This is a genomic window from Bradyrhizobium sp. CCBAU 25338, from assembly GCF_028128965.1.
In the GTDB taxonomy this organism is placed as follows: domain Bacteria; phylum Pseudomonadota; class Alphaproteobacteria; order Rhizobiales; family Xanthobacteraceae; genus Bradyrhizobium; species Bradyrhizobium liaoningense.
In genome coordinates this window covers 400,082-424,337 of record NZ_LFKY01000002.1, presented here as the reverse complement: position 1 = coordinate 424,337, position 24,256 = coordinate 400,082, and the positions used below count along the sequence as shown (strand labels likewise).

Genomic DNA, 24,256 nt, shown 5'->3' with positions numbered 1-24,256 from the left:
GGGGAAGGACCGGGCGGGGCCTGATGTCCGCTTCAAACTGCTCGCGCCAGCCTGATATGGCGCGCCGGACATCTAGTCGATCTCTTAGGCGATCTCAGTCCAGCACCTCGACGATGCGGCGCGAGCGCGGCTCGACCAGCACGGTCTCGCCGTTCACGACGGTGTAGCGATAGGTCGTGGCGCCAAAACGTTGCGGCACGTCATAATAAGTGACGCCGCTTTCGGGTAAGGTGGTGCCGACCACCACGCGATCCGGAATCCGGAAGGGCGGCACACGTTGCTCGACGACATATTCGCGGAAGGCCGGCCGCTGTTCGACCGCAATGGTCGGGGCGCTGTCGACCACGGCGGGCGCGCGTCCCACCGTGACACCGCTTTGCGCCTGCGCCGCAAGAGGCGAGCCGATCGCGGCCGCGAGCGCTGCAAGAGCAAGAATCCTGTTCCGCATGGACAACTCCTTCGACGTGATTTTCGGACGCGCGAACGGCGCGACCGGTTGCCAATGCGTGCCTCATGGCAATGTTCCGGGAAAAGGCCTGCCGCATTCGCGGCAATTTCGGGCAGTTTTCGCGATCGACGGAACTCGCGATGCGTCCTGCGCATCTCTACTCCCGGAACCGGGCCGGCTATGATCCGCGCGCGATTCGCCTCACCTCCACAGAAAGATAGTTCATGCACATCACCGTCGCCCACATTTCGCCGATCCTGTCGTTGATTGCGGGCGTGCTCATCCTGATCATGCCGCGACTCCTCAACCTCATCGTCGCGATCTTCCTCATCGTCAACGGCGCGATCGGGCTCGGGCTCCTGAAGTGGCTCCGCTTCTAGGCGTCACTTTTCGGAACTGTCCGACTTGCGCGGGCCCGCCCAAAATGGTGTAAGGCCCGCGATTTCCCATTCCTCTCGCAGGTTGTGTGCAAGCTATGGCCAAAGCCGCCTCGAAGCCTAAGAAAATGCCAGCGAAATCAAAGTCCTCTGCCGTCGCGAAAGCCGCGCCGCCGGCCCGCAAGACGCTGGCCAAAAGCGCGCCTAAGCCGGTCGCCAAGCCCGCTGCAAAGTCCGCAGCCAAGCCGGCGGCAAAGGCCGCGACCAAAGCGGCTCTGCCGAAGGTCGCCGCGAAGCCCGCACCGAAGAAGACTGCGCCCGCTAAGGTGGCGCCAGCCGCGGCCAAGGCCGGCAAATGGGTGTTCACATTCGGTGACGGCAAGGCCGAGGGCCGCTCGGAGATGCGCGACCTGCTCGGCGGCAAGGGCGCCAACCTCGCCGAAATGGCCAATCTCGGCCTCCCGGTGCCTCCCGGCTTCACCATCCCGACCTCGGTCTGCACCTATTTCTACGCACACGACAAGACCTACCCGAAGGAATTGCAGTCGCAGGTTGAGAAGGCGCTCGACTATGTCGGCAAGTTGACCGGCAAGATCTTCGGTGATGCCAAGAACCCGCTGCTCGTCTCCGTGCGCTCCGGCGCGCGCGCCTCGATGCCGGGCATGATGGACACCGTGCTCAATCTCGGCCTCAACGACCAGACCGTGGAAGCGCTGGCCGAATTGTCGGGCGACCGCCGCTTCGCCTTTGACAGCTATCGCCGCTTCATCACCATGTATTCCGACGTGGTGCTCGGCTTCGAGCACCATCACTTCGAGGAAATCCTCGACACCTTCAAGGACACGCAGGGCTACACGCTCGACACGGACCTGTCCGCCGAGGACTGGGTCGACCTGGTCGGCAAGTACAAGGACGCGGTCGCGCGCGAGACCGGCAAGGACTTCCCGCAGGATCCGCACGACCAGCTCTGGGGCGCGATCGGCGCGGTGTTTTCATCCTGGATGAACGCGCGTGCGGTGACCTACCGCAAGCTGCACGACATTCCGGAATCCTGGGGCACCGCGGTCAACGTGCAGGCCATGGTGTTCGGCAACATGGGCGAGACCTCGGCGACCGGCGTTGCCTTCACCCGCAATCCCTCGACCGGCGAGAGCAAGCTCTACGGCGAGTTCCTGATCAACGCGCAGGGCGAGGACGTGGTGGCGGGCATCCGCACGCCGCAGGACATCACCGAGGAGGCGCGGAAGGAGTCGGGCTCCGACAAGGCGTCGATGGAATCGGCGATGCCGGAGGCCTTCAAGGAGCTGACGCGGATCTACACGCTGCTCGAGAAGCACTACCGCGACATGCAGGACATGGAGTTCACGGTCGAGCAGGGCAAGCTCTGGATGCTCCAGACCCGCGGCGGCAAGCGCACCGCGAAAGCGGCGCTGCGCATCGCGGTCGAGCTCGCCAATGAGGGCCTGATCTCGAAGAAGGAAGCGGTGACGCGGATCGATCCGGCCTCGCTCGACCAGCTGTTGCACCCGGCCATCGATCCCGACGCCAAGCGCGACGTGATCGCGACCGGCCTGCCGGCATCCCCGGGTGCAGCCTCCGGCGAGATCGTGTTCTCCTCGGATGAAGCGGCCAAGCTTCAGGCCGACGGGCGCAAGGTGATCCTGGTCCGCATCGAGACCAGCCCGGAAGACATCCACGGCATGCACGCTGCCGAAGGCATCCTGACCACCCGCGGCGGCATGACCTCGCACGCGGCGGTGGTCGCGCGCGGCATGGGCAAGCCCTGCGTCTCCGGCTGCGGCACCATCCGCGTCGATTACGGCCGTGGCACCATGAGCATCGGCTCGCGCACCTTCAAGACCGGCGACGTCATCACCATCGACGGCTCGCTCGGCCAGGTGCTCGCCGGCCGGATGCCGATGATCGAGCCGGAGCTGTCCGGCGAGTTCGGCACGCTGATGAACTGGGCCGACCAGGTCCGCAAGATCGGCGTGCGCGTCAATGCCGACACGCCCGACGACGCGCGCACCGCCATCAAGTTCGGCGCGGAAGGCATCGGCCTCTGCCGCACCGAGCACATGTTCTTCGAGGAGACGCGCATCCGCACGGTGCGCGAGATGATCCTCTCCGAGGACGAGCAGTCGCGTCGTGCCGCGCTCGCAAAGCTGCTGCCGATGCAGCGCGCCGACTTCGTCGAGCTGTTCGAGATCATGAAGGGCCTGCCCGTCACGATTCGCCTGCTTGACCCGCCGCTGCACGAGTTCCTGCCGCACACCCATGCCGAGGTCGAGGAAGTGGCGCGCGCCATGAACACCGACCCGCGGCGCCTCGCCGACCGCGCACGCGAGCTCTCGGAGTTCAATCCGATGCTCGGCTTCCGCGGCTGCCGAATCGCGATCGCCTATCCGGAGATCGCCGAGATGCAGGCCCGCGCGATCTTCGAGGCGGCGGTCGAGGCCGAGAAGCGCACCGGCAAGGCCGTCGGCCTCGAGGTGATGGTGCCGCTGATCGCGACCAAGGCCGAGCTCGATCTCGTCAAGGCGCGGATCGATGCGACCGCCCAGGCGGTGATGCGCGACACCAACACCAAGCTGGCCTATCAGGTCGGCACCATGATCGAGCTGCCGCGCGCCTGCCTGCTCGCGGCCGAGATCGCACAGTCGGCCGAGTTCTTCTCGTTCGGCACCAACGACCTGACGCAGACCACCTACGGCATCAGCCGCGACGACGCGGCGAGCTTTCTCGGGACCTACGTGGCCAAGGGCATCCTCCCGATCGATCCCTTCGTCGCGCTCGACCAGGAAGGCGTCGGCGAGCTCGTCAAGATCGGCGTCGCACGCGGCCGCAAGACGCGTCCGAAGCTCAAGGTCGGCATCTGCGGCGAGCACGGCGGCGATCCCGCGTCCGTTGCCTTCTGTCACCATATCGGCCTCAACTACGTCTCCTGCTCGCCCTACCGCGTGCCGATCGCCCGGCTCGCAGCGGCGCAAGCGGCGCTCGGCAAGGCCGTCGCCAGCCAGGCGTAGGCAAAACTAGGATGCTGGAATGAGAGAGGCGGGGCCAAGCTCCGCCTCTTTCATTTTACGTCACGCTCTTTCAACATCGTCATTGCGAGCGCAGCGAAGCAATCCAGAGTCTTTCCGCGGAGGGATTCTGGATTGCTTCGCTGCGCTCGCAATGACGAGTTCGTGGGACGTGCTCGCCACACGCTCCGCTGTCATCGCCCGGCTTGACCGGGCGATCCAGTACGCCGAGACGGTAGTGATTGAATCGAGACGCGGCGGCGTACTGGATTCCCCGCCTTCGCGGGGCATGACACCGGTGATGAGGAAGGCGCTTTGGGCGAACCCAACACCGGGATCTCATCACACGTCCCGTAATGATACGCCTGCGCAAGAGTTCCTTCACCATGCGCGTTGACCGGACGTTTACCGCTTCGCGTGAGGCGGCATTTACCACTGCGCGATGTCGCCTCGTGAAAACCCCTGTGTTCGCTTGAGTGTGCCGCATGCGCAACGCGGATTAACGCCCCGGCAACCTAAATTGGATACTTACGATAAAGATCGAATTGCACGGATGTACTGAGTTCGATCAGAGCGTAAGCGTAGCGTGAGCGTATCGATGTCAGTGTTGCGTAACCATCCGAAGGGCGCGCGGTTCGCGTCCTTCGGCATCGGTCTCTGCATCTTCGCATTGATGCCGAGAGAGACCGGCTATCAGGACATTGCCTCGCTGCTGGCGCGCCAGCCCGGCGTCGCCGAGCGTTGGCAGAAGCAGGTGTTTTCCGCTGCGTCCTCGATCCAGCTTGCGACCTACAGCTTCTCGCGGCCGATCGGCACCTCCGCTCCGCAGAGCGCGATGGTTCGGCTCGCGAGCCTCGACGGCCGCGACGTCACCGGCGCGATCAGCCGCAATCCTGCGCTTCAGGCGCCGCCGCGCTACCAGGCTTCCGACTTTCCCAAGGTCGATCGCTCCCTGAAGGGTGATCGCCTCGCAACCGTCGCGCCGACGCAGGCTCCCGAGACGGTCGCGCCGGCTGCAGAACCGGCACAGGAAGATCCCGCGACGTCGAACCGCTCGGTGTTCGGCGCCAAGTCCGCCGCATTGCCGCAGGCGATGTCGCCGGAATCCGCAGCCGTGCTCGATCCCGAGCTGCAGGAAGCGCTGCGCGCGCCGCCGCTGCCGCAATATTCCAATCCGCCGCAGGCCAGCGACGCTGCGCGCGCGCTCGCGACCGCGCCGCTGGAGGCGTTGAAGCGGGCTCCCGCCGCGCCGGCACGCGATCCCTTCGCAGTCAAGACCTCAAGCCTGTTCTTCGGCAGCTCCTCGCTCGGCGGCAATCTCGAGCCTATCGAGAGCTGGCAGCCGGGCGCCGAGCCGTTGATCGTGATGCCCGATCCCGACATGAAGGTGACGGCTTCGCTGTCGCCGCCATCGGTGGAGATTGCCAAGGAGATCGAAGGCGGCGAGAGCGTCGCGCCGAAGGGCGAGGTCAACGCCGACAACCAGCGCGCCAGATCGCCGGCCGAGCGGCTCGCGCTCGACGACAAGTCGCGCGCGAAATCGGAGAAGTGCCTTGCCGAAGCCGTCTATTTCGAATCCCGCGGCGAGGCCGTGCGCGGCCAGATAGCGGTGGCGCAAGTGGTGATGAACCGTGTGTTCTCCGGCAAATATCCCGATACCGTGTGCGGCGTGGTCTACCAGAACAAGTACCGCCATTTCGCCTGCCAGTTCACCTTCGCCTGCGACAACAATCCGGACGTGATCCGCGAGCCTGAAATGTGGGAGCGCGCCAGGAAGATCTCCAAGGCGATGCTCGACGGCCAGATCTGGCTGCCCGAGGTCGGCAAGTCCACGCACTACCACGCCTATTGGGTCCGTCCGTCCTGGGTCGCCGAGATGAAGAAGCTGTACAAGACCGGCGTGCACACCTTCTATCGGCCGCGCAACTGGGGCGACGGCAGCGAGGAACCGAGCTGGGGCACCCCGGCCCAGACCGCCGCGCTGTCCGCCGAACTCGCGCAGGAGGCCAAGAGCTCGGCCGAGATGGGCGAGCGTCGGTAGCGCCTTCACGAAAGACCGTCATGCCCGGGCTCGTCCCGGGCATCCACGTTCTTCGTGCTTCGTCGGCAAGAAGTGGATGGCCGGGACAAGCCCGGCCATGACGTTGTGGAGGCGTTCGTGTTCAAATCACGCCTCGATATCCAGCGCACAATCGAAGTTCGGCGCCGAATGCGTCAGAGCGCCCGCCGACGCATAGTCGACACCGGTCGCCGCAATCGCGGCGATCGAGTCCAGCGTGACGCCGCCGGATGCCTCCAGCTTGAGGCGGCCCTCGTTGATCCTGACAGCCTCGCGCAGCATCGCAAGGTCCATGTTGTCGAGCAGCACCGCATCGGCCATCCCGCTGTCGAGCACTTCGCGCAGTTGCGCCAGCGTATCGACCTCGATCTCGATCTTGACGAGATGGCCCGCGTGGGCACGGGCGCGCTCCAGTACCGGACGGATGCCGCCGGCAACCGCAATGTGGTTGTCCTTGATCAGGATGGCGTCGTCGAGCCCGAAGCGATGGTTGAAGCCGCCGCCGCAGCGCACCGCATATTTCTCCAGTGCGCGCAATCCCGGCGTGGTTTTTCGCGTGCAGCAGATGCGCATCTTCGTGCCCTCGGTGCGCGCGACATGGTCCGCCGTGAGCGTGGCTATGCCCGACAAGCGGCCGACGAAGTTCAGCGCGGTTCGCTCGGCCGTGAGAATGGCGCGGGCGGGGCCCGTGATCGTCAGCACATGCTGGCCGCGCGCAACCCGCGCGGCGTCGCGGACATGTGCGCGCAGCTCGATGTCGGGCGACAGCTTCTGCAGGGTCGCGAGCGCCAACGGCAATCCGGCGATCACGCCGGACTGGCGTGCGACGAGGATCGCCTGCGCCCTCGTCGCTTCCGGGATCGTCGCAAGCGAGGTGATGTCGCCGGCGCGGCCGAGATCCTCGTCGAGCGCGCGCTGCACGGCCTCGTCGACCGCGAGCGGAGAGAGAAAGGCGTCGGGATAGAGCAGTGAGGTCGGGGTGATCATGGGGCCTCCTTCAGGCGATCATGGATTGCGCGATGCGTGACAGCGGACGCTCGTTCAGGCCCTCCGCGACCTCGCGCATCGCGACAAGCGTCGTCATCGTTCGCCGAGCCGGCCCGGGAGCCTCTGCGGGATGATCGGAACGGAAATGCGCACCGCGGCTCTCGCGCCGCGTCCAGGCCGCGGCGGCGACGAGCAGGGCCGAGATCGCCATGTTGCGGAGGGCGATATCTCCGGCCTCGCGTTCGAGCATGGCGAAGTGGCGCACGGCGTCCGCAAGCCCGTCACCGTCGCGGATCACGCCGACATGCGCGCTCATCATCGCGCGCAGCCGCTTCACCGCTACGGCATCCGGCGTGCCGGCGCGCGGCATCACCAACGCGTCGGGAAGGCGGCCGGGCGAGGGCACAATGCGGCCGGCGATGTCGTCGGCAATGCGTGCGGCATAGACGACGGCCTCCAGCAGCGAGTTGGAGGCGAGCCGATTGGCGCCATGCGCGCCGGTCGAGGACACCTCGCCGCCGGCCCAGAGCCCGTCGATCGAGCTGCGGCCGCGCATGTCCACCGCGATGCCGCCCATGTGGTAGTGTGCGGCCGGCGCAATCGGAATCGGCTGCGCCGCGGGATCGATGCCGGCGGCGATGCAGCTCGCATGCACGGTCGGAAATTTCTCGGCGAAGTGCGTGCCCAGCGCCTGCCGCGCATCGAGGAAGGCGCCGCGCCCGGCCGCGATCTCGGTGAACACGCCGCGGGCCACGATGTCGCGTGGTGCGAGCTCGGCGAGCGGATGGCGTGCCCTCATGAATCGCTCGCCGTTGCCGTTGATCAGCGTTGCGCCTTCGCCACGCAAGGCTTCGGTGGCGAGCGGCGCCGGGTCGCGGCCGACCATGATGGCGGTGGGGTGGAACTGCACGAATTCAGGATCGGCGATCACGGCGCCGGCGCGGGCTGCGATAGCAAGGCCGGAGCCGCTGGCCTCGAGCGGGTTGGTGGTGACGCCATAGAGGTGGCCGATTCCGCCGGTCGCAAGCACGATCGCGCGTGAAGCGAGCACGGCCGGCCGTGCAGCGGGATTGCCGGCCTCGCGCAATTGAAGGCCGGTGACGGCGCCGTCCTCGGTCAGCAGAGCTTCGGCGACAAAGCCTTCGATCAGGCGGATCGAGGGCGTGCGCCGCACGGCTTCGCTCAGCGCTGCGATGATCGCGGCGCCAGCGCCATCGCCGCGCACATGCACGATGCGCCGCGCGGAATGCGCAGCTTCCCGTCCGACGGCAAGCCTGCCGTCGAGATCGCGGTCGAACGGCACCCCGTAAGCGAGAAGGTCATGGATGCGGGGCGCCGCCTCGCGCGCGATCCCGAGTGCGACGGCTTCATCGACAAGGCCGCCGCCGACCGCGACGGTATCGGCGGCGTGTGCCTCCGGCGTGTCGCCTTCGGCCACCGCGGCGGCGATGCCGCCTTGCGCCCATGCGGACGACGCGCCCTGTCCGAGCGGTGCCGCCGAGATCAGCGTCACCGGCCGCGGGGCGAGCTTCAGCGCGCAGAACAGCCCGGCAAGGCCGCCGCCGACGATGACGACGTCGTCAGTGGTGCGGGTGAGGTCGTCGACATTGCTTGTCATTGGCCTTCTCCATTCACTCCGCTGTCGTCCCTGCGAAAGCAGGGACCCATGCGCCGCGGCGGAAGTTGTTGCGCGAAGCTGTTCACGTCGTTCTTCGCCAAACATCTTCCTTTGGTTGTGGGTCCCCTGCGCTTCGCTTGTCCGTTACGACAGCGGTATGTTTCTAGTTCTTCAGATTGATCATCCGCTCGACCGAGCGCCGCGCGCGTTCGGCAAGCGCGGGATCGATCGTCACTTCCTCGCGAAGCATCAGCAGGCTCTCCAGGATGTTGGCGAGCGTGATGCGCTTCATGTGCGGGCAGAGATTGCAGGGCCGCAGCATTTCCACTTCGGGAAGCTCGGCCCGCACATTGTCGGCCATCGAGCATTCGGTGATCATGACGAGGCGCCGCGGCCGCTTCGCGCGCACCCAGTCGATCATGTGTGCGGTCGAGCCGGTGAAGTCGGCTTCCGCCAGCACGTCCGGCGGGCACTCCGGATGCGCGATGATCTGGACGGAAGGATCGGCCTCGCGAAAGGATCGCAGCTCCTCGCCCGTGAAACGCTCATGCACCTCGCAGGCGCCTTTCCAGGCGATGATTTTCACGTCGGTCTTCGAAGCCACGTAAGTGGCGAGGTATCGGTCGGGCAGGAAGATTACGCTCGGCGCGTTTAGGCTCTCGACCACCTGCACCGCGTTCGAAGACGTGCAGCAGATATCGACCTCCGCCTTCACTTCTGCCGAGGTGTTGACATAGGCAACGACGGGCACGCCGGGGAATCTTTCGCGGAGCAGCCGCACGTCGGCGCCGGTGATGCTGGCAGCAAGCGAGCAGCCCGCGCGCGAATCCGGGATCAAGACGGTCTTGTCCGGATTGAGCAGCTTCGAGGTCTCTGCCATGAAGTGCACGCCGCACTGGACGATGATGCCTGCCTTCACCTTGGTGGCTTCGACCGCGAGCTGGAGCGAGTCGCCGCCGATATCGGCCACGCAATGAAAGATCTCCGGAGCCTGGTAGTTGTGGGCGAGGATCACCGCGCCCCGCGCGCGCTTCAGCTCGTTGATCGCGTTGATGGTCGGCGCCATCAGCGGCCATTCGATCGGCGGGATCACGTGCTTCACGCGTTCGTAGAGCGGGGCGGTGGCGCGTTCGACCTGCGGCGTCCATTCCAGCGAGGGCATCGGCCACGTTGGCCCCGCGGGTACCAGCACGGGGCGGGGAGGGGTGATGAGTTGGCCCTGCGGCCGGTTGGCAAAATCGTCGGGGCCGTAGATTCCAGTGATCGGCATTGAAGCCTCCCATGCGTGGTTATTATGCTCAAATTGAGAATATAGGGGGTCTGAGAAATCCGGCCGAAAGGCCGGTCAGAGGAGGTGCCCTAAATATGCTCAATCTGAGTAAATCAAAGATAGCATGCTCCGATGGGGCCCGCTAGGCCCTGCCGCACACATTCCCGTCAGATCGCGGCTGACACGTCGGGCGAGGCAGCATTGAAACGCAATGCTCCCGCGGCAGCTCCTCGTGGAATGCAATCGTCTCTGGCTTGGCAATCTTTTTGACTTGGGATCTTCATGCAGATGCATTAAACGGGCCCTCCCGCGGCTGCTGATCGCGGATTCGCCAACGACAGACGAGGAAGACCATGTCGACACAGATCGGCGAACTCGCTCCGGCCTCACGTTCCTCCAACTGGCGCACCCCGGCCGTCATCATTCTCTGCGGTTGTGCGATCGGCATGCTCGGCTTCGGTCCGCGCTCGGCGCTCGGTTTCTTCGTGCAGCCGATGAGTCATGAATTCAGCTGGGGCCGCGACGTGTTTGGCCTCGCGATTGCCGTGCAGAATCTGTTGTGGGGGCTGGGCCAGCCGCTCGCCGGCGCGGTCGCGGATCGCTTCGGCCTGTTCCGGGTGATGTGCGTCGGCGCTCTGCTCTATGCCGGCGGCCTGCTCTTGATGCGTTACTCCTCGACGCCGCTGTCGCTCGACATCGGCGCCGGCGTCATGATCGGCTTTGGTCTTGCCGGCTGCTCCTTCAATCTGGTGCTGTCGGCGTTCAGCAAGCTGCTGCCGGCCGAGAAGCGCGGCCTTGCGCTCGGTGCCGGCACGGCGGCGGGGTCGTTCGGGCAGTTCCTGTTCGCACCGATTGGCGTCGCGTTGATCGATAATTTCGGCTGGCAGCAGGCGCTCTCCGTGTTCGGCTTCCTGATGCTGCTGATCATCCCGCTGTCGCTGGCGCTTTCGACGCCGCCTGTCGCAAGCACGGCCAACACGGCGCCTGCGGATGAGCAGACCTTCACCAGGGCGCTTGCGGAGGCCTTCGGCCACCGCTCCTACGTGCTCTTGGTGCTCGGCTTCTTCACCTGCGGCTTCCAGCTCGCCTTCATCACCGTGCATCTGCCGGCCTTTCTGGTCGATAGCGGCATCTCGACGCAAACCGGTGGCTGGGTGATCGCGGCGATCGGCCTGTTCAACATCATTGGTTCGCTCAGCGTCGGCTATCTCCAGAACTATCTGCCCAAGCGCTACATCCTCTCGACCATCTACTTCACCCGTGCGCTTGCGACCCTCGCCTTCATCGCATTCCCGATCACGCCGTTCTCGGCGATCGCGTTTGGCGCGATCTCCGGCCTGACCTGGCTGTCGACGGTGCCGCCGACCTCGGCGCTGGTGGCGCTGATGTTCGGCACGCGCTGGCTCGCGACGCTCTACGGCTTCGCCTTCGTCAGCCATCAGGTCGGCGGCTTCCTCGGCGTCTGGTTGGGGGGCATCGTGTTCGAGCGGTTCGGTTCCTACACGCCGATCTGGTGGCTCTCGATCCTGTTCGGCGTGCTTTCCGCGCTGATCAATCTTCCGATTGTGGAGAAACCTGTCGAGCGAGCGGTTGCACAGCCTGCCTGATCGGCTAAACAATCCCTGAAACAAGTCAGGGAGTGAAGTCGTGGCCACATTCAAGGCGATCCGGATCGACAAGGCGGACAAGGGCACCACCGCCCAGCTCACGCAGTTCGACGAAGCTGAGCTGATGGACGGTGACGTCACCGTTCGTGTGGAGTGGTCGACGCTGAACTACAAGGACGGCCTTGCGCTCACAGGCAAGGCGCCGGTGGTGCGCCGCTTCCCGATGATCGCCGGCATCGACTTCGCCGGCACCGTCGAAGCCTCCTCCCATCCCCAGTGGAAGGCGGGCGACAAGGTGGTCTGCACCGGATGGGGCATGGGCGAGACCCATCTCGGCGCCTATGCGGAGAAGGCGCGGGTGAAGGGCGACTGGCTGGTCGCCTTGCCGCATGGCCTGTCGGCGCGCGACGCCATGGCGATCGGCACCGCCGGCTTCACTGCGATGCTTGCGGTGCTGGCGCTCGAGAAGCATGGTCTCTCGCCGAAGAGCGGTCCGGTCGTGGTGACCGGAGCTGCCGGCGGCGTCGGCTCGGTCGCGATCGCCGTGCTCTCGAAGCTCGGCTACCACGTCATCGCCTCGACCGGCCGGGCCTCGGAGGCCGATTACCTGAAGCAGCTGGGAGCAGCCGAAGTCATCGACCGCAATGAACTCTCGGCACCGGCAAAACCCCTTGCCAAGGAGCGTTGGGCAGGCGGCGTCGACAGCGTCGGCTCGACGACCCTCGCGAATCTGCTCTCGATGACGAAATATGGTGGAGCGATTGCGGCTTGCGGTCTGGCGGCCGGTATGGACCTGCCGTCCTCGGTCGCGCCGTTTATTTTGCGCGGAGTGTGCCTTCTCGGCATCGATTCCGTGATGTGCCCGATTGAGCCGAGGAAGGCAGCCTGGCAACGTCTCGCGTCCGATCTGGATCGGGAAAAACTATCTGAAATCACTAAGGAAATTTCGATCGACGAGGTTTCAGAGTGGGGCGCGAAAATCCTTGCCGGCCAAGTCCGGGGCCGCATCGTGGTTAAAATTGGCTAACGGCGTTTAGACTTTACCAACCAAGCTGCTCCAATGTTGCCTTGGTTCGTATGGTAAGCAGCGGGTAAAGAGATAGAGGCATCGCCCGCTGCGGGGGTTGGGTTCGGAGTTGAGCATGCTTGCGCGTATTGTGTTGGGGGCTGTCACGGCGGCAGCAACGTTTGCGCCCGCCATTGCTGGAAGCATGAACGCCGACGAGGCGCGCCGCTTCGTAGCCGGCAAAGTGTTCGCCTTCACCTGCTTCGACGGCACCCGCGGCGCAGGCCGCATCCTCGACGATCTCGGCGCCGCCGGTGCGGTGCAGTTCTCGGGAGCAGGCCCGGTCCGTCATCTCCGTCTGCCCGGCAATACGCTCCAGATCCGCGGCCAGAACGTCTGTGCCTCGATCAAGGGCATCCCGTTCGAGCCCTGTTTCAACCTGGAAAAGACCGACGATCGCAGCTTCCGCGGCTCGGTGTCGGGCATGGGCTTCGCCTATTGCGACTTCCATCACCAGGGCGGCAACCAGATGCTGATGGCGCGCGCAGCGGCCCGGCCACGCTCACTGAGAACCTCGGAGCGCACCGGTTCGATCGGCGCATCGAACACCGAAGTCGCCGCGCGCGTCGAGACCCCGCGTGTCGAGAGCAGCCGGCTCGAGCCGGCGAAGTCCGAAGTCAAGTCCGAGCCCGCGAAGAACGAGGGCCCGCTGGAGCTGCGCCGGTCGACCCAGTGACTGGCCGCGCGGGACCATCCGCGCCTTTGTCGTCGAAGACGTCCATCGAGCGCGAAGCCGCCGCGCCGTAGTCATACGGACGGCGACCTTCATGTATTGGTAGCTGTTCGCGCCTCAGTCTGCTTGCGGACGGGGCGGTCCCACGCAAGGGCTCAACGATGTCGCTCTATTTCTTTCGCATCAGCACCGGCCGCTATTCCGGCGCCGCCGACCAGGCGTACGAGTTCGAGGATCGCGTGGCGGCCTGGACCGAGATGACCAAGGTGTGCGCCGATCTGCTCGGCGGTATCGCGCGCAGCCTGAAGCCGAACGCCGAGTGGTGCATGGAGCTGCTCGACGAGAGCAAGAAGCCGGTGTTTCGAATCAGCCTGGTTGGAGAAACCACCGGATGCAAAGCGTCCTAGCTCCGATCTCAAGCTGCAATTTACAACCATGACGAGATCATTCCTCTTCACCTTCAATCATTTAGCGCAAAAAGACAGTATTTCTGCGAGGCATCTCGTTAACCAGAAGATCGGACTCTGACCTGTAGCTTTTCGGTAAGGACGATCAACGTCCAAGCGGCCAACAATGACTTGGCAGCTCGTTTCCGGGGGAAACGCACCGATGTTGAGTCTCTTTCGAAATCTGCAGATCGGGACCAAGCTGGCGATCGCTTCGGCGCTCGGCATCGTCCTGGTCCTCGCCATGATCGCAAGCCAGATGGTCGGAAACGGCCATGTGCGCCGATCCAACCAGGCCGCATTCGCCCAGCAGGAGCTGGCGCGTGAGGCAGTCGAGGCCAAGTTCTCGGTCCGGAGCATGCAGCTCGCCGTACGTGACATCCGCCTCGCCAACAATTCAGGTGAATTGCAGAAGGCGAGCGATGCGCTCGTCGAACGTTCCGGCCGGCTGGTCAAGGTCGCCGATGCAATGCTCAAGCTGTCGCCCGCGGCGGAAGATCGCGCGAGGATGGAGACGCTCAAGACCCACGCCGCAAACTATCTCAAGGCCGGGCAACAAGTCGCCTCGGTGCGCAATGAAACCATCGCGGCGATGGGCGCAAACGACACAGCCCGCATCACCAGGCTCGTCGAAGAGGGGGCGCGTCTCACGCGCGAGGTCACGTTGCCGATTGCTGGCGAGATGGATCAGGTCGCCAATCAGGTCGCCGATTTCGCCAGGCACCGGAGCGAAGAGGATATTGCCGCTTCGGTGCAGGAGATGGCCTCGAGCGAGCATGTCGGGATGACCGTCGGCGCGCTCGCCATGCTCGTCCTCGTCGGCTCCTGGCTGATGTCGTTCCTGACCATCGCGCGGCCGATCCGCGCGCTGACCGTGGCCATGGACAAGCTCGCTGGCGGCGATTTCTCCGTGGTGCTGCCCGGTCTCGGCCGCAAGGACGAGGTCGGCGGCGTCGCTGCGGCGGTCGAAAAGTTCAAGGTCGTATCGGAACAGAAGGCGCGCGAGGAGGCCGAAGCCAAGATCAGGCAGGACCAGATTGCGGCCGCGCAGCGCAAGGCCGAGATGCACAAGCTCGCGGACAGCTTCGAGGCCGCGATCGGTGAAATCGTCGATACCGTCTCCTCGGCCTCGACCGAACTGGAAGCTTCTGCGTCGACGCTGACGTCGACTGCGGCGCGTGGACAGGAGCTCACCACCATGGTTGCTGCCGCTTCCGAGGAAGCGTCCACCAATGTGCAGTCGGTGGCGTCGGCGACCGAAGAGCTATCGTCGTCGATCACCGAGATCAGCCGGCAGGTGCAGGAATCGGCTCGCGTTGCGAGCGATGCGGTGAGCCAAGCCCGCACCACCACCGATCGCGTCGGCGAGCTTTCCGCCGCCGCGGCGCGGATCGGCGACGTGGTCGAACTGATCAACACCATCGCCGGCCAGACCAATCTCCTGGCGCTCAATGCAACCATCGAGGCCGCGCGCGCCGGCGAGGCGGGCCGCGGCTTTGCCGTCGTCGCCTCCGAGGTCAAGGCGCTTGCCGAGCAGACCGCGAAGGCGACCGGCGAGATCGGCCAGCAGATCGCCAGCATCCAGAGCGCCACCGAGCATTCGGTTGGCGCGATCAAGGACATCAGCCACACCATCGAGAGGCTCTCGGAGATCTCCTCGACCATCGCAGCCGCGGTCGAAGAGCAGGGCGCCGCAACGCAGGAGATTTCCCGCAACGTGCAGCAGGCGGCGGCAGGCACCCATCAGGTGTCGTCCAACATCATCGATGTGCAGCACGGCGCGAGCGAGACCGGCTCGGCGTCCTCGCAGGTGTTGGCGGCGGCGCAATCGCTGTCCGGCGACAGCAACCGGCTGAAGCTGGAGGTCGGAAAATTCCTGGGTACCGTGCGCGCGGCCTGACGCTCGCGGTCCGCCCCGGAGGAAGCCGCCGGCGTGCTCGAATGATGCCACGCATCAAGCCGCGTCCGCATCGCGGCAGGAGATGTCCATGCGGCTGCAACAGACGGGTTGCAGTGAATGGCGATCACGGCGCGAACCGTAGTTTTACGTAGGTTCCTGTTAACGCCTGTTTGCGATTATGGGCGCAATCTCTCCGGACAAGAACCAGCCAGCATTGTTGAACTGACTTCCGCCCTGTCGTCCGTCGCGACGACTGCGGCGCAGGTGATTCGCGCGTTGCCGGCTACTATCGGGATTGTCGTGATGTCGAAATTGTCGATCGTATTCAAGCTGCTGACCGTGCTGTCGGTCCTCGTGCTCTCGCTCGCCGGTGTCGGCGTGATGGCGATCGGCACGATGCAGAACATCAACGCCCATACGGTCGAGATCGCGGAGAGCTGGCTGCCGAGCGTGCGTGCGCTCGGCTCGATGCGCGCCGACATCAACGAGCTGCGCGTCGTCCTGCGACTTCACCTGATGCAGGAGAGCATTGAGGGCAAGGACGCCGCCGAGAAACGCATGGCTCCGCTACGCGAGCGCATCGAGAAGACGCGCAAGGTCTATGAAGGCCTGATCACCTTGCCGGAGGAACGCGCGATCTATCAGCAGTGGACCAAGGCCTGGGCCGAATACCTCAACGGCGTTCAGGAGACGATGGCGCTGTCGCGCAAGAGCCCCGGCCGCTTCCCGACCGATGCCAACGAGCTGTTGCAGACCAAGGTCGCGAAGATGGCTCAGGCGGCGGATCCCCTGCTCCTGAAGAGCATCGAGCTCAACAACAGCGGCGCCGAAGCTGAAACGAAGCAAGCGGCCGACAGCTACGCCACCATCTTCCGCGTGCTGGTCGGCATCATCGTTGCAGCCGTCGCGATCGCGATCGCTGCCGCCTACTATCTCGTGCGCGACGTGTCTCGCGGTATCGCCTCGATCATCCGTCCGATGCAGTCGCTCGGCGAGGGCGACCTCTCGGCCGATGTGCCGCATCGCGGCGAGAAGACGGAGATCGGCTCGATGGCGGATGCGCTCCAGATCTTCAAGGAGGCGTTGATCGCCAAGAAGGCCGCCGACGAGGCCGCCGCGCGCGACGCCGAGGCCAAGATCGAGCGAGGCCGCCGCGTCGATGCCATCACTCGCAATTTCGAGGTCATGATCGGCGAGGTCGTCGAGACCGTGTCATCGGCCTCGACCGAGCTCGAGGCCTCCGCGGCCACGCTGAGCGGCACGGCGCAGCGCGGCCAGGAGCTCGCGACCGTCGTTGCGTCCGCCTCGGAGGAAGCTTCGACCAATGTCCAGGCGGTGGCGTCCGCCTCCGAAGAGCTGTCGTCCTCCATCACCGAGATCAGCCGCCGCGTGCAGGATTCGGCGCGGATGGCTGCGGAAGCCGTCGAGCAGGCGGCGCGGACCAACGAGCGCGTCAACGCGCTGTCGCAGGCGGCCTCCCGCATCGGCGACGTGGTCGAGCTCATCAACACCATCGCGGGCCAGACCAACCTCCTCGCGCTGAACGCGACCATCGAAGCGGCGCGCGCCGGCGAGGCCGGCCGCGGCTTTGCCGTCGTCGCCTCCGAAGTCAAGGCACTCGCCGAGCAGACCGCGAAGGCGACCGGCGAAATCGGGGCGCAGGTTTCGGGCATCCAGGCCGCGACGCAGGAATCCGTCAACGCCATCCAGGAGATCGGCGGCACCATCGAGCGGCTGTCGGAGGTGTCCTCGGCCATCGCTGCTGCCGTCGAGGAGCAAGGCGCGGCCACGCAGGAGATTTCTCGGAACGTTCATCAGGCCGCGCTCGGCACCCAGCAGGTCTCGTCCAACATCACCGACGTGCAGCGCGGCGCGATCGAGACCGGCTCGGCCTCGGGCGAAGTGCTGTCGGCGGCGAAGTCGCTGGCGACCGACAGCACCCGCCTGAAGGTCGAAGTCGCGCAGTTCCTGGAGTCGGTCCGCGCGGCCTGACCTTCACGCGCCCGGCTGCGGCGCGGCCGGCGGCGGTGCAACTTGCCGCCGGAACAGGATGCGTTGGTACAGCCAGCCGATCGCGACCAGCACCACGCCGAGGCACATGAACGAGAGCGCACGGTAGACGCCCGTCAGCGTCGACATGTCGATGACGAAGGCCTTGAGGATCGTCAGCGCGATGACGGCGGCAGACGCCAGCCGCGCCCGCTCCGAATTGACGAGGATGCCGACGCCGAGCAGCACCACGCCGAAAGCGAGCCAGCCGATCGAATAGGTGTATTGCTCGGCGCCCGTGGTCGGTCCCGTGGACAGGATCGGCCCGTGATAGAAGCGGCGGATCTCCAGCGTGACATAAGCGAGCGCGAACACGAGCGCGCCGCCTGCAATCGTATTGGCGTAGACCTTGCCACGCTCGCCAACCACCGCATAGGACAGCAGCAGCATCAGCACGGCCGGCAGCGCATAGCCCAGCAGCAGCAGGTTGAAGACGGCGCCGCCAACGTCGGTGTGCCACAGCAGCGGATTCTCCAGGATCAACAGACCGAACACGCTGATGAGCCCGGCAATCGCCGTCAGCACGACCGCGCCGACATTGTGCACGATGCTGCGGCTGCGCAGCCGCAACCGTTCCAGCCCGATCGCCATCGCCAGCGTGATACAGGCTTGCAGCGCGAATTCGAGCAGCGAGGGGGCCGCGGTCATGCGGCCGCCGGTCGCAAAGTGCCGGATCTCCATGAAGGCGAGCAGCGCGGTGAACAGGATCGCGGCGGTCTCGACCATGCGCAGCGGCGCATCGTCGGCGCGCCGGCGCAGGAAGACGCTCGCGGCCCAGAACGAAAGGGCCGGCAGGCCGTAACCCCACAGCAGCCAGTTCAGAATCGGCGTGGTGCCGACGGCGTCGCCGACGATGCGAGGATCGTAGGCGATGCGCGCGGTGACGAGCGCCGCGAAGATCGCGGCAAGCCAGCGTAGGAACGGAATCGGCCGCTGCATCGAGATCCAGGCCGTGCCGAGCGACATCAGCGCCAGCGCGATCGTCAGCCAGCCCTTCTCCAGCGCGAAGGTGAGCGCCAGCGCGAGTGCGCCGAGCGTGCCGGTCGCGAACAGGGCCGTGGAGATCGCGCCGCCCGGCCTGGTCTCGCGGCGGGTGAGCGCCTCGGTCGCAGCGCCGAAGGCGGCGGCGAGCAGCACCGCCAGGATTGCGAACGGGATCGAGCGGTCGAGATGGGCGATACGCGCGTAGAGCGCGACCAGGATCGCGATCGGCGTCGCGACGCCGGCCGCCGACCACACCACCGGAATGATTGCCGAGTTCGAGCGACCTTGTGCCAGGAAGCCGGCGATGCCGAAGCCGGCGGCGAAGATCGCGGCCGTCACCAGATGCAGCGTCACCGCGCCGTCGGTCGCTGTCGGTCCGATGCCGGGCATGGGGCCGCCCGGCAGCACCAGCATATCGGGATTGGCGCGCACCGCCCATTCGGCGAAGACGATGAAGACGGTCGCCGCGGCTGCACCCAGGGCGCCCGTGGCCGCTGGCGCACGCCAGGCGACGAACAGCGTTCCCGCGACCAGCAGCGTGAAGGCGATCAACGCCAGATCGGCATGCACGCTCGACAGCACGATCAGCATCGCGCCGAACAGATAGGCGCCGAGCGCGCTCGACGAGACCGGCTCGATCTCGCCGTCCTCGATGCCGGGTCCGAACATGAAGCCGCAGACGACGAGCAGCGCGGCCAGCACGAAGCCGGCGATGACATGGAAGGCGTGCGGCGCGACCTGCAGTTCGGCGGCGTCGAGACCCGGGAAGATCCAGAGCACGGCGAACACGATTGTCGTGACTGCAAGCCAGCGCCAAAGCCGGATACGGGCGAGGCCAAAGCTCGCGGCGGTGACGATCGCGAGATAGATGTAAAGCGCCCAATAGTCCGGCTTGTCGCTGGAGACGAGGATCGGTGTCACGAAGGCGCCGACCACGCCGAGGCCGGCGAGTGCTGGCCCGTGCAACAGCGCGGCGGCAAGCGTGCCGAGCGCGACGAGGCCGAGCAGCACGAAGGCGGTTGCGGGCACGAGGAAGCCGTAGAGCGCGTAGGCGGCATAGATGGTGGCGAACGCCACCGCCGTGCCGGCCGCAGTGAGGATCGCGGGGATGTTGGCGATCGGCAGCGCCTGCATGCTCGATATGGCCTCCTTGCGCCGCGTCCATTCGCCGGCCCCGAGCAGCGCCACCGCGAACAATCCGCCGAGGAACACGCGCACGCCGGGGCCGAGGAGGCCGGCTTCGATCGAATAGCGCACCATGAAGAAGCCGCCGAGCGCGAGCGCGAGCCCGCCGATCCACACCACCCAGCGGGTGCCGAGCCGCTCCTCGAAACCGGGCGCCGGCGCGGGGAGTGGCGGCGGTGCGCCGGCTTCAAGGCCGGCTTCGAGTGGAGGCGGCGAAACATCTGCGGCGACCGGCGGAGACGGCGCAGGCTCGGGCTCGGGCGCAAGCGGCGGCGGCTCTGCCGGAGCTGTTGCGGGCGCCTCAGTCTGCACCGGCGCGGGCATCAATGGCGGCGGCTGCACCTGCCGCTGCGCGTAAAACATCTCTTCGAGCGAGCTCAGCCGGCGGCGCAACTCGGCTGCCTGGCTGGACGCCTTGATCGCGATCAGGAAGGCGATGATCGCGATGATCAGCGCAAAGACGTCAAACGGGCTGTCGAACATGAAGCCTCCAGGCAACCGGCGGGCAGGGGCCGGTACCACGAATATCAGGATCTAGCGCCGGGAGCGCACGCGCAAGCCTGGCGCGGGCCGCTCCTGGAGCACGTCGCGGCGGAAGCGATAGAGCGCCGCCGGCCGTCCGCCCGTCTGTGTCGACATGACCCCGGTCGGTTCGACCAGGGCTTCCATTTCGACCAGGCGACGGAAATTCTGCTTGTGCAGATGCCGGCCGGAGATCGCCTCCACCGTGTGCTGCAGTTCGGTAAGTGTGAATTCAGCTGGCAAAAGTTCAAAGACGACAGGACGATACTTCAGCTTTGCGCGCAGCCGCGCGATGGCCGTGGCGAGAATCCGGCGGTGGTCGAACCGCATCGAGGTCCCGAGCGGGGGAAGCGTCTTGCGCGCCAATGCCGCGGGGCGACCATCGCGCCGTGCCTCCTCGATCAGCCCGGCCTCGTACAGAAGCTCGTAGCGGTCGAGCACGCGTTCCTCGTCCCAGGGCGCGCCGTCGAGACCGAAATAGAACCGCACGCGATCCTTCCGCGGCAGCGCCCGCGTCGTCTCCGGCGTCTCCTCCTCGGCCCACTTCGTCAGCGCCGGGATGATGTCGCGGGCGATGATCCCTGGCGGCTCCTCGCGCCAGTCCTCCCAGGGGAAGAAGCGATACCATGGCGCGAAGCTCGCCGCATTTGAGGCGAGCTCGCCGTCCACAGGGCGCGTCAGTGCGAGATAGCCGATCGACACCATATGCGCGCCGGTGTCGCCGGCCTCGGCATGGCGGCCGCGATCGCCGAAGGTGTAGAGCTGCTCGACATAGCCGAGCCGCAGGCCCGCCTGCTGCTCGACCCAGGCGCGCAGGCCGATCTCGAAGGTGCGATGGCTCACCGCGTCGAACGGGCCGAACGGCAGGCCGGCAAGCCCGTCGGCACCAGGCGCGGTCAGGATCAGCGGCTCGTGGTTCTCGATCGCAACGATTGCGGCGGTGAGGCCAATCTCGATCGGCGTCAGCTGCGTATCGCTCATGCGGCTGTCATGTCGTTCAATTGAACAGAATGCAGCTTGGTTGAAACGGCCCATCCGCGGACTCGCTGCACCTCTCCCGCTTGCGGGAGAGGTCGCATCGCATCGACAGATGCGAGGCGGGAGAGGGCTCTTTCCTCTGGGGGAGTCTTCGTCGCGGAGACACCCTCTCCCCAACCCTCTCCCGCAAGCGGGAGAGGGGGCGCAGTCCCGCCGCGGCTGGTATTCGACCCTCGCCTCATTCGAGCTCGATCACGAAGGGGCGGCCTTCCACCATCATCGCACCGGGGCCCATCTCGTCGAGCGCGCGCAGCATGCGGCCGTTGCGCCCGAGTGCACGATCGGCGAGGTCGACGATGCGCCGGTTCGGCGAGGCGATCGGCGAGGCCGCGCGGATCTTCCTGGCAATCTCGATCTCATCGCGATTCGGATTGAGCGCGCAGGCGGCCGCGAACGCGCTCGCGGTGGAGCGGCTGATGCCCGCATAGCAATGCACTACCAGCGGTGCACCGCGGTCCCAGCCGCGCACGAAGTTCAGCACCTGCTCGATATGCGCCTCCGATGGTGCGACGAAACCGTCCATCTCCTCGGTGATGTCGTCCATCGACACCTTGAGGTGGTTGGCCGGCAGCACCGACACCGGACGTGCCACTTGCTCGACATTGGCCATCACCGTCAGCACATGGCTGGCGCCGGTGATGCGGACAGTTTCGGGAAGCGCGGCGAGGGAACAGACGTGGATCATGGGAGACCTTTTTGCCGGCGATTATAGCGAGGGTCCGCAGGGTGGGCAAAGCGACATGTCCGCCGTAGCTCGAAGAACGAAGGCGGAAGCGTGCGCGCCATTTTCGTCGCAAACGCGAAAGGATGGTGGCACGGCGCGGCGCGACTTTGCCCACCCCGCAGCACCTACGCAAACACGGCGCCAAACCGCTCCAGAAACTGCTTCTCGGCCCGTGCCGCCGTCCAGGGCGTCATGTAGTCGCGCCGGACGCTGTCGGACAGGCCGGGATCCTTGCCGAACAGGCGCTTGGCCTCGCTCTCGCTGAAGCCGGCGAGCTCGGTTGCCTCGAGGTAGGCTGCGCCGCGATCGGCGGCCTTGATGGCTTGCGTGATCTCGTCGGGCAGCACCGGCGGCAGGCCGAAGCGGATATGGATGGCGCCGAGGAGGCGCTTCTCGACCGCCTTGTAATGGCCGTCGAGCACGGCCTTGAACGGCGAGATCATGTCCCCGATCACATATTCCGGCGCATCGTGCAGCAGGGCTGCGAGCCGCATGCGCTGGTCGGCCCGCGGCATCTCGTGCCGCAGCACGGTTTCCACCAGCAGCGTGTGCTGCGCGACCGAGAAGATATGCGCGCCGATGGTCTGCCCATTCCAGCGCGCGACGCGGGCAAGGCCGTGTGCGATGTCGGCGATCTCGATGTCGAGCGGGGAGGGATCGAGCAGATCGAGCCGCCGGCCCGACAGCATGCGCTGCCAGGCGCGGGACTGCGCATCGCGCGCGGTCTTCTTCGTCGTCATTTGGCCTTGAGGCGCGGCTTGCGCTGCGTCTTGCCGCAGGTGGCGTGACAGTGGCAGTCGACGAGATGATCGTTGACCATGCCGGTCGCCTGCATGAAGGCATAGACGATGGTCGGGCCGACGAATTTGAAGCCGCGCGAGGACAGCTCCTTGGAGATCTGCACCGACAGCGGCGTCGAGGCGGGCACGCTCGCGGTGGTCTTGAACTGGTTGACCTGCGGCCTTCCGTCCATGAAGTCCCACAGCAGCTTCGAGAAGCCCGGGCCTTTCTCCATGATATCGAGATAGGATTTCGCGCTCAGGATCGCGCCATCGATCTTGGCCTTGTTGCGCACGATGCCGGCATCGTTCATCAGCGCATGGACCTTCTTCGCGTTGTAGCGCGCGATCTTCTCCGGCTGGAAATCGTCGAAGGCTTTGCGGAAATTGTCGCGCTTGCGCAGGATCGTGATCCAGGACAGGCCGGCCTGGAAGCCGTCGAGCATCAGCTTCTCGTACAGTGCGCGGTCGTCATATTCCGGCACGCCCCATTCGGCGTCGTGATAGGCGACGTAAAGCGGATCTTCGCCAGGCCAGGGGCACCGCTTCAGGCCGTCGGGATGCAGGCGGGGAGCACGGCTCATGCGATGGGCTGCTTGGCTGGAATTCGAACGACGTCTGGTTCAGCGAGCGTCAGAGGCAGCCCACCAGCGCTGAGCGGCTGGCCCGCGTCGAGCGCTTCGGCAACGCGGTCGATGCGCACCAGCGCAACGCCCTTGCCGCCGGCGGTCGAGCCGATGGTGCCGACTGGCTTGTCGCCGGCAAGAATGGTCGTGCCCGGCTCGGGTGAGGCACCGTCGAGCAGCACCTTCACGCTGCGCGTACGTGCAGTGCCGCGATGCTGCATGCGCGAGACGACCTCCTGGCCGACATAGCAGCCCTTGTCGAAATCGACGCCGGCGAGACGATCCATGTTGGTCTCGTGCGGGAACGCATCGCTGTACATGAAGTCGAGCCCGCCGCGGGGCACGCCGAGCGCGATGCGGTGCGCCTCGTATTCGGCCGCATCGACCAGCTGGGCACCGATCAGGTCGGACAGCTTCTGCTTGAGATTTTCCGGGATCAGGATGCGGTAGCCGAGCCCGTCATTCCGCGGATCGACGAAGGCGAGGTCCGGCTGGGCCGCGGGCTGGCCGTCCCAGGCCGCGAGCACGCCGAGATCGTCGGAAAGGTTGTCCACCGTGACCTTGGCCCGCAGCTTGTAGAATTTCAGCTTGGTGGCGAGGCTATCTGCCAGCGCTTTCGGGCAGTCGATCAGGAACCCGCCGCCGTGCCCCGCGGGCACCTCCGTGATCAGGAAATCGACGATGATCTTGCCCTGTGGCGTCAGCAGCGCGCCGAATCGCCCCAGGCCCGGTTTCAGCCTGTCGAGGTCGGTCGTGACCAGGCCGTTGAGGAAGTTGCGCGCATCCTCGCCTGCGACCTTGATCACGCCCCGGTCGGGAAGAAACGCCGATTTCATGCGAAAATCTCTTGCGACATGTTGCTCCGGAACGTAAGC

19 protein-coding genes are annotated in these 24,256 nt (G+C 65.9%); 9 read left to right on the top strand and 10 right to left on the bottom strand.

Going from position 1 to position 24,256, the window contains the following annotated elements:
* Positions 1 to 94: 94 nt before the first annotated feature.
* A complete protein-coding gene (locus ACM42_RS03435; protein WP_028178673.1) occupies positions 95 to 448 on the bottom strand; it encodes a DUF1236 domain-containing protein in 354 nt (117 codons plus the stop codon).
* 224 nt (positions 449 to 672) lie between these two features.
* Between ACM42_RS03435 and ACM42_RS03430 the strand changes: the two genes are divergently transcribed.
* The 3 genes from ACM42_RS03430 to ACM42_RS03420 all read left to right on the top strand — a co-directional run bounded on the left by ACM42_RS03430 (position 673) and on the right by ACM42_RS03420 (position 5,889).
* A complete protein-coding gene (locus tag ACM42_RS03430; protein ID WP_008562090.1) occupies positions 673 to 828 on the top strand; it encodes a DUF3096 domain-containing protein in 156 nt (51 codons plus the stop codon).
* Between the two features lie 95 nt (positions 829 to 923).
* Complete coding sequence (gene ppdK, locus ACM42_RS03425; RefSeq protein WP_271526604.1) at positions 924 to 3,851, top strand: pyruvate, phosphate dikinase; 2,928 nt, start codon at positions 924 to 926, stop codon at positions 3,849 to 3,851.
* A gap of 595 nt (positions 3,852 to 4,446) precedes the next feature.
* Positions 4,447 to 5,889 carry a cell wall hydrolase gene (locus tag ACM42_RS03420; protein WP_271526603.1) on the top strand — a complete coding sequence of 481 codons (1,443 nt, stop codon included), beginning with the start codon at positions 4,447 to 4,449 and terminating at the stop codon, positions 5,887 to 5,889.
* A gap of 126 nt (positions 5,890 to 6,015) precedes the next feature.
* Here the strand turns inward: ACM42_RS03420 and nadC are convergent, their stop codons facing one another.
* The 3 genes from nadC to nadA form a co-directional block, all read right to left on the bottom strand.
* Positions 6,016 to 6,894 carry a carboxylating nicotinate-nucleotide diphosphorylase gene (gene nadC / locus ACM42_RS03415; protein ID WP_271526602.1) on the bottom strand — a complete coding sequence of 293 codons (879 nt, stop codon included), beginning with the start codon at positions 6,892 to 6,894 and terminating at the stop codon, positions 6,016 to 6,018.
* A gap of 10 nt (positions 6,895 to 6,904) precedes the next feature.
* Positions 6,905 to 8,512, bottom strand: coding sequence for an L-aspartate oxidase (locus tag ACM42_RS03410; RefSeq protein WP_271526601.1), 1,608 nt, complete (start codon positions 8,510 to 8,512; stop codon positions 6,905 to 6,907).
* Positions 8,513 to 8,675: 163 nt separating this feature from the next.
* Positions 8,676 to 9,782, bottom strand: a complete 1,107-nt coding sequence (nadA, locus tag ACM42_RS03405; protein WP_271526600.1) for a quinolinate synthase NadA — start codon at positions 9,780 to 9,782, stop codon at positions 8,676 to 8,678.
* Positions 9,783 to 10,135: 353 nt separating this feature from the next.
* Here nadA and ACM42_RS03400 point away from each other — a divergent pair, with 353 nt between their 5' ends.
* The 6 genes from ACM42_RS03400 to ACM42_RS03375 all read left to right on the top strand — a co-directional run bounded on the left by ACM42_RS03400 (position 10,136) and on the right by ACM42_RS03375 (position 17,466).
* Complete coding sequence (locus tag ACM42_RS03400; RefSeq protein ID WP_028178679.1) at positions 10,136 to 11,389, top strand: MFS transporter; 1,254 nt, start codon at positions 10,136 to 10,138, stop codon at positions 11,387 to 11,389.
* A 40-nt stretch (positions 11,390 to 11,429) separates the two neighbouring features.
* Positions 11,430 to 12,416 carry an acrylyl-CoA reductase (NADPH) gene (acuI, locus tag ACM42_RS03395; RefSeq protein ID WP_028178680.1) on the top strand — a complete coding sequence of 329 codons (987 nt, stop codon included), beginning with the start codon at positions 11,430 to 11,432 and terminating at the stop codon, positions 12,414 to 12,416.
* A gap of 115 nt (positions 12,417 to 12,531) precedes the next feature.
* Positions 12,532 to 13,131, top strand: coding sequence for a hypothetical protein (locus ACM42_RS03390; RefSeq protein ID WP_271526599.1), 600 nt, complete (start codon positions 12,532 to 12,534; stop codon positions 13,129 to 13,131).
* Positions 13,132 to 13,289: 158 nt separating this feature from the next.
* Positions 13,290 to 13,535 (top strand): DUF6894 family protein, encoded by a 246-nt coding sequence (locus tag ACM42_RS03385; RefSeq protein WP_271526598.1) that lies wholly within the window; start codon positions 13,290 to 13,292, stop codon positions 13,533 to 13,535.
* 202 nt (positions 13,536 to 13,737) lie between these two features.
* The gene (locus ACM42_RS03380) at positions 13,738 to 15,474 is read left to right on the top strand and encodes a methyl-accepting chemotaxis protein (protein ID WP_271526597.1); all 1,737 of its coding nucleotides are present in this window, start codon (positions 13,738 to 13,740) and stop codon (positions 15,472 to 15,474) included.
* Positions 15,475 to 15,777: 303 nt separating this feature from the next.
* Positions 15,778 to 17,466 carry a methyl-accepting chemotaxis protein gene (locus ACM42_RS03375; RefSeq protein WP_271526596.1) on the top strand — a complete coding sequence of 563 codons (1,689 nt, stop codon included), beginning with the start codon at positions 15,778 to 15,780 and terminating at the stop codon, positions 17,464 to 17,466.
* A gap of 3 nt (positions 17,467 to 17,469) precedes the next feature.
* Here the strand turns inward: ACM42_RS03375 and ACM42_RS03370 are convergent, their stop codons facing one another.
* The 6 genes from ACM42_RS03370 to ygfZ all read right to left on the bottom strand — a co-directional run bounded on the left by ACM42_RS03370 (position 17,470) and on the right by ygfZ (position 24,217).
* Positions 17,470 to 20,175, bottom strand: coding sequence for a DUF2339 domain-containing protein (locus tag ACM42_RS03370; protein ID WP_271526595.1), 2,706 nt, complete (start codon positions 20,173 to 20,175; stop codon positions 17,470 to 17,472).
* Between the two features lie 51 nt (positions 20,176 to 20,226).
* Positions 20,227 to 21,195: an NUDIX hydrolase gene (locus ACM42_RS03365; protein ID WP_028181853.1), complete on the bottom strand. Its 969-nt coding sequence runs from the start codon at positions 21,193 to 21,195 to the stop codon at positions 20,227 to 20,229.
* Between the two features lie 235 nt (positions 21,196 to 21,430).
* Entirely contained in the window at positions 21,431 to 21,937 is a 507-nt protein-coding gene (locus tag ACM42_RS03360) for a tyrosine phosphatase family protein (protein WP_271526594.1), read from the bottom strand.
* A gap of 164 nt (positions 21,938 to 22,101) precedes the next feature.
* A complete protein-coding gene (locus ACM42_RS03355) occupies positions 22,102 to 22,716 on the bottom strand; it encodes an HD family hydrolase (RefSeq protein ID WP_271526593.1) in 615 nt (204 codons plus the stop codon).
* Positions 22,713 to 23,339, bottom strand: a complete 627-nt coding sequence (locus ACM42_RS03350) for a DNA-3-methyladenine glycosylase I (RefSeq protein ID WP_271526592.1) — start codon at positions 23,337 to 23,339, stop codon at positions 22,713 to 22,715. The genes ACM42_RS03355 and ACM42_RS03350 overlap by 4 nt, the downstream gene beginning before the upstream one ends.
* On the bottom strand, positions 23,336 to 24,217 hold the full coding sequence (gene ygfZ, locus ACM42_RS03345) for a CAF17-like 4Fe-4S cluster assembly/insertion protein YgfZ (protein WP_271526591.1): 882 nt from the start codon (positions 24,215 to 24,217) through the stop codon (positions 23,336 to 23,338). The genes ACM42_RS03350 and ygfZ overlap by 4 nt, the downstream gene beginning before the upstream one ends.
* Positions 24,218 to 24,256 lie beyond the last annotated feature (39 nt).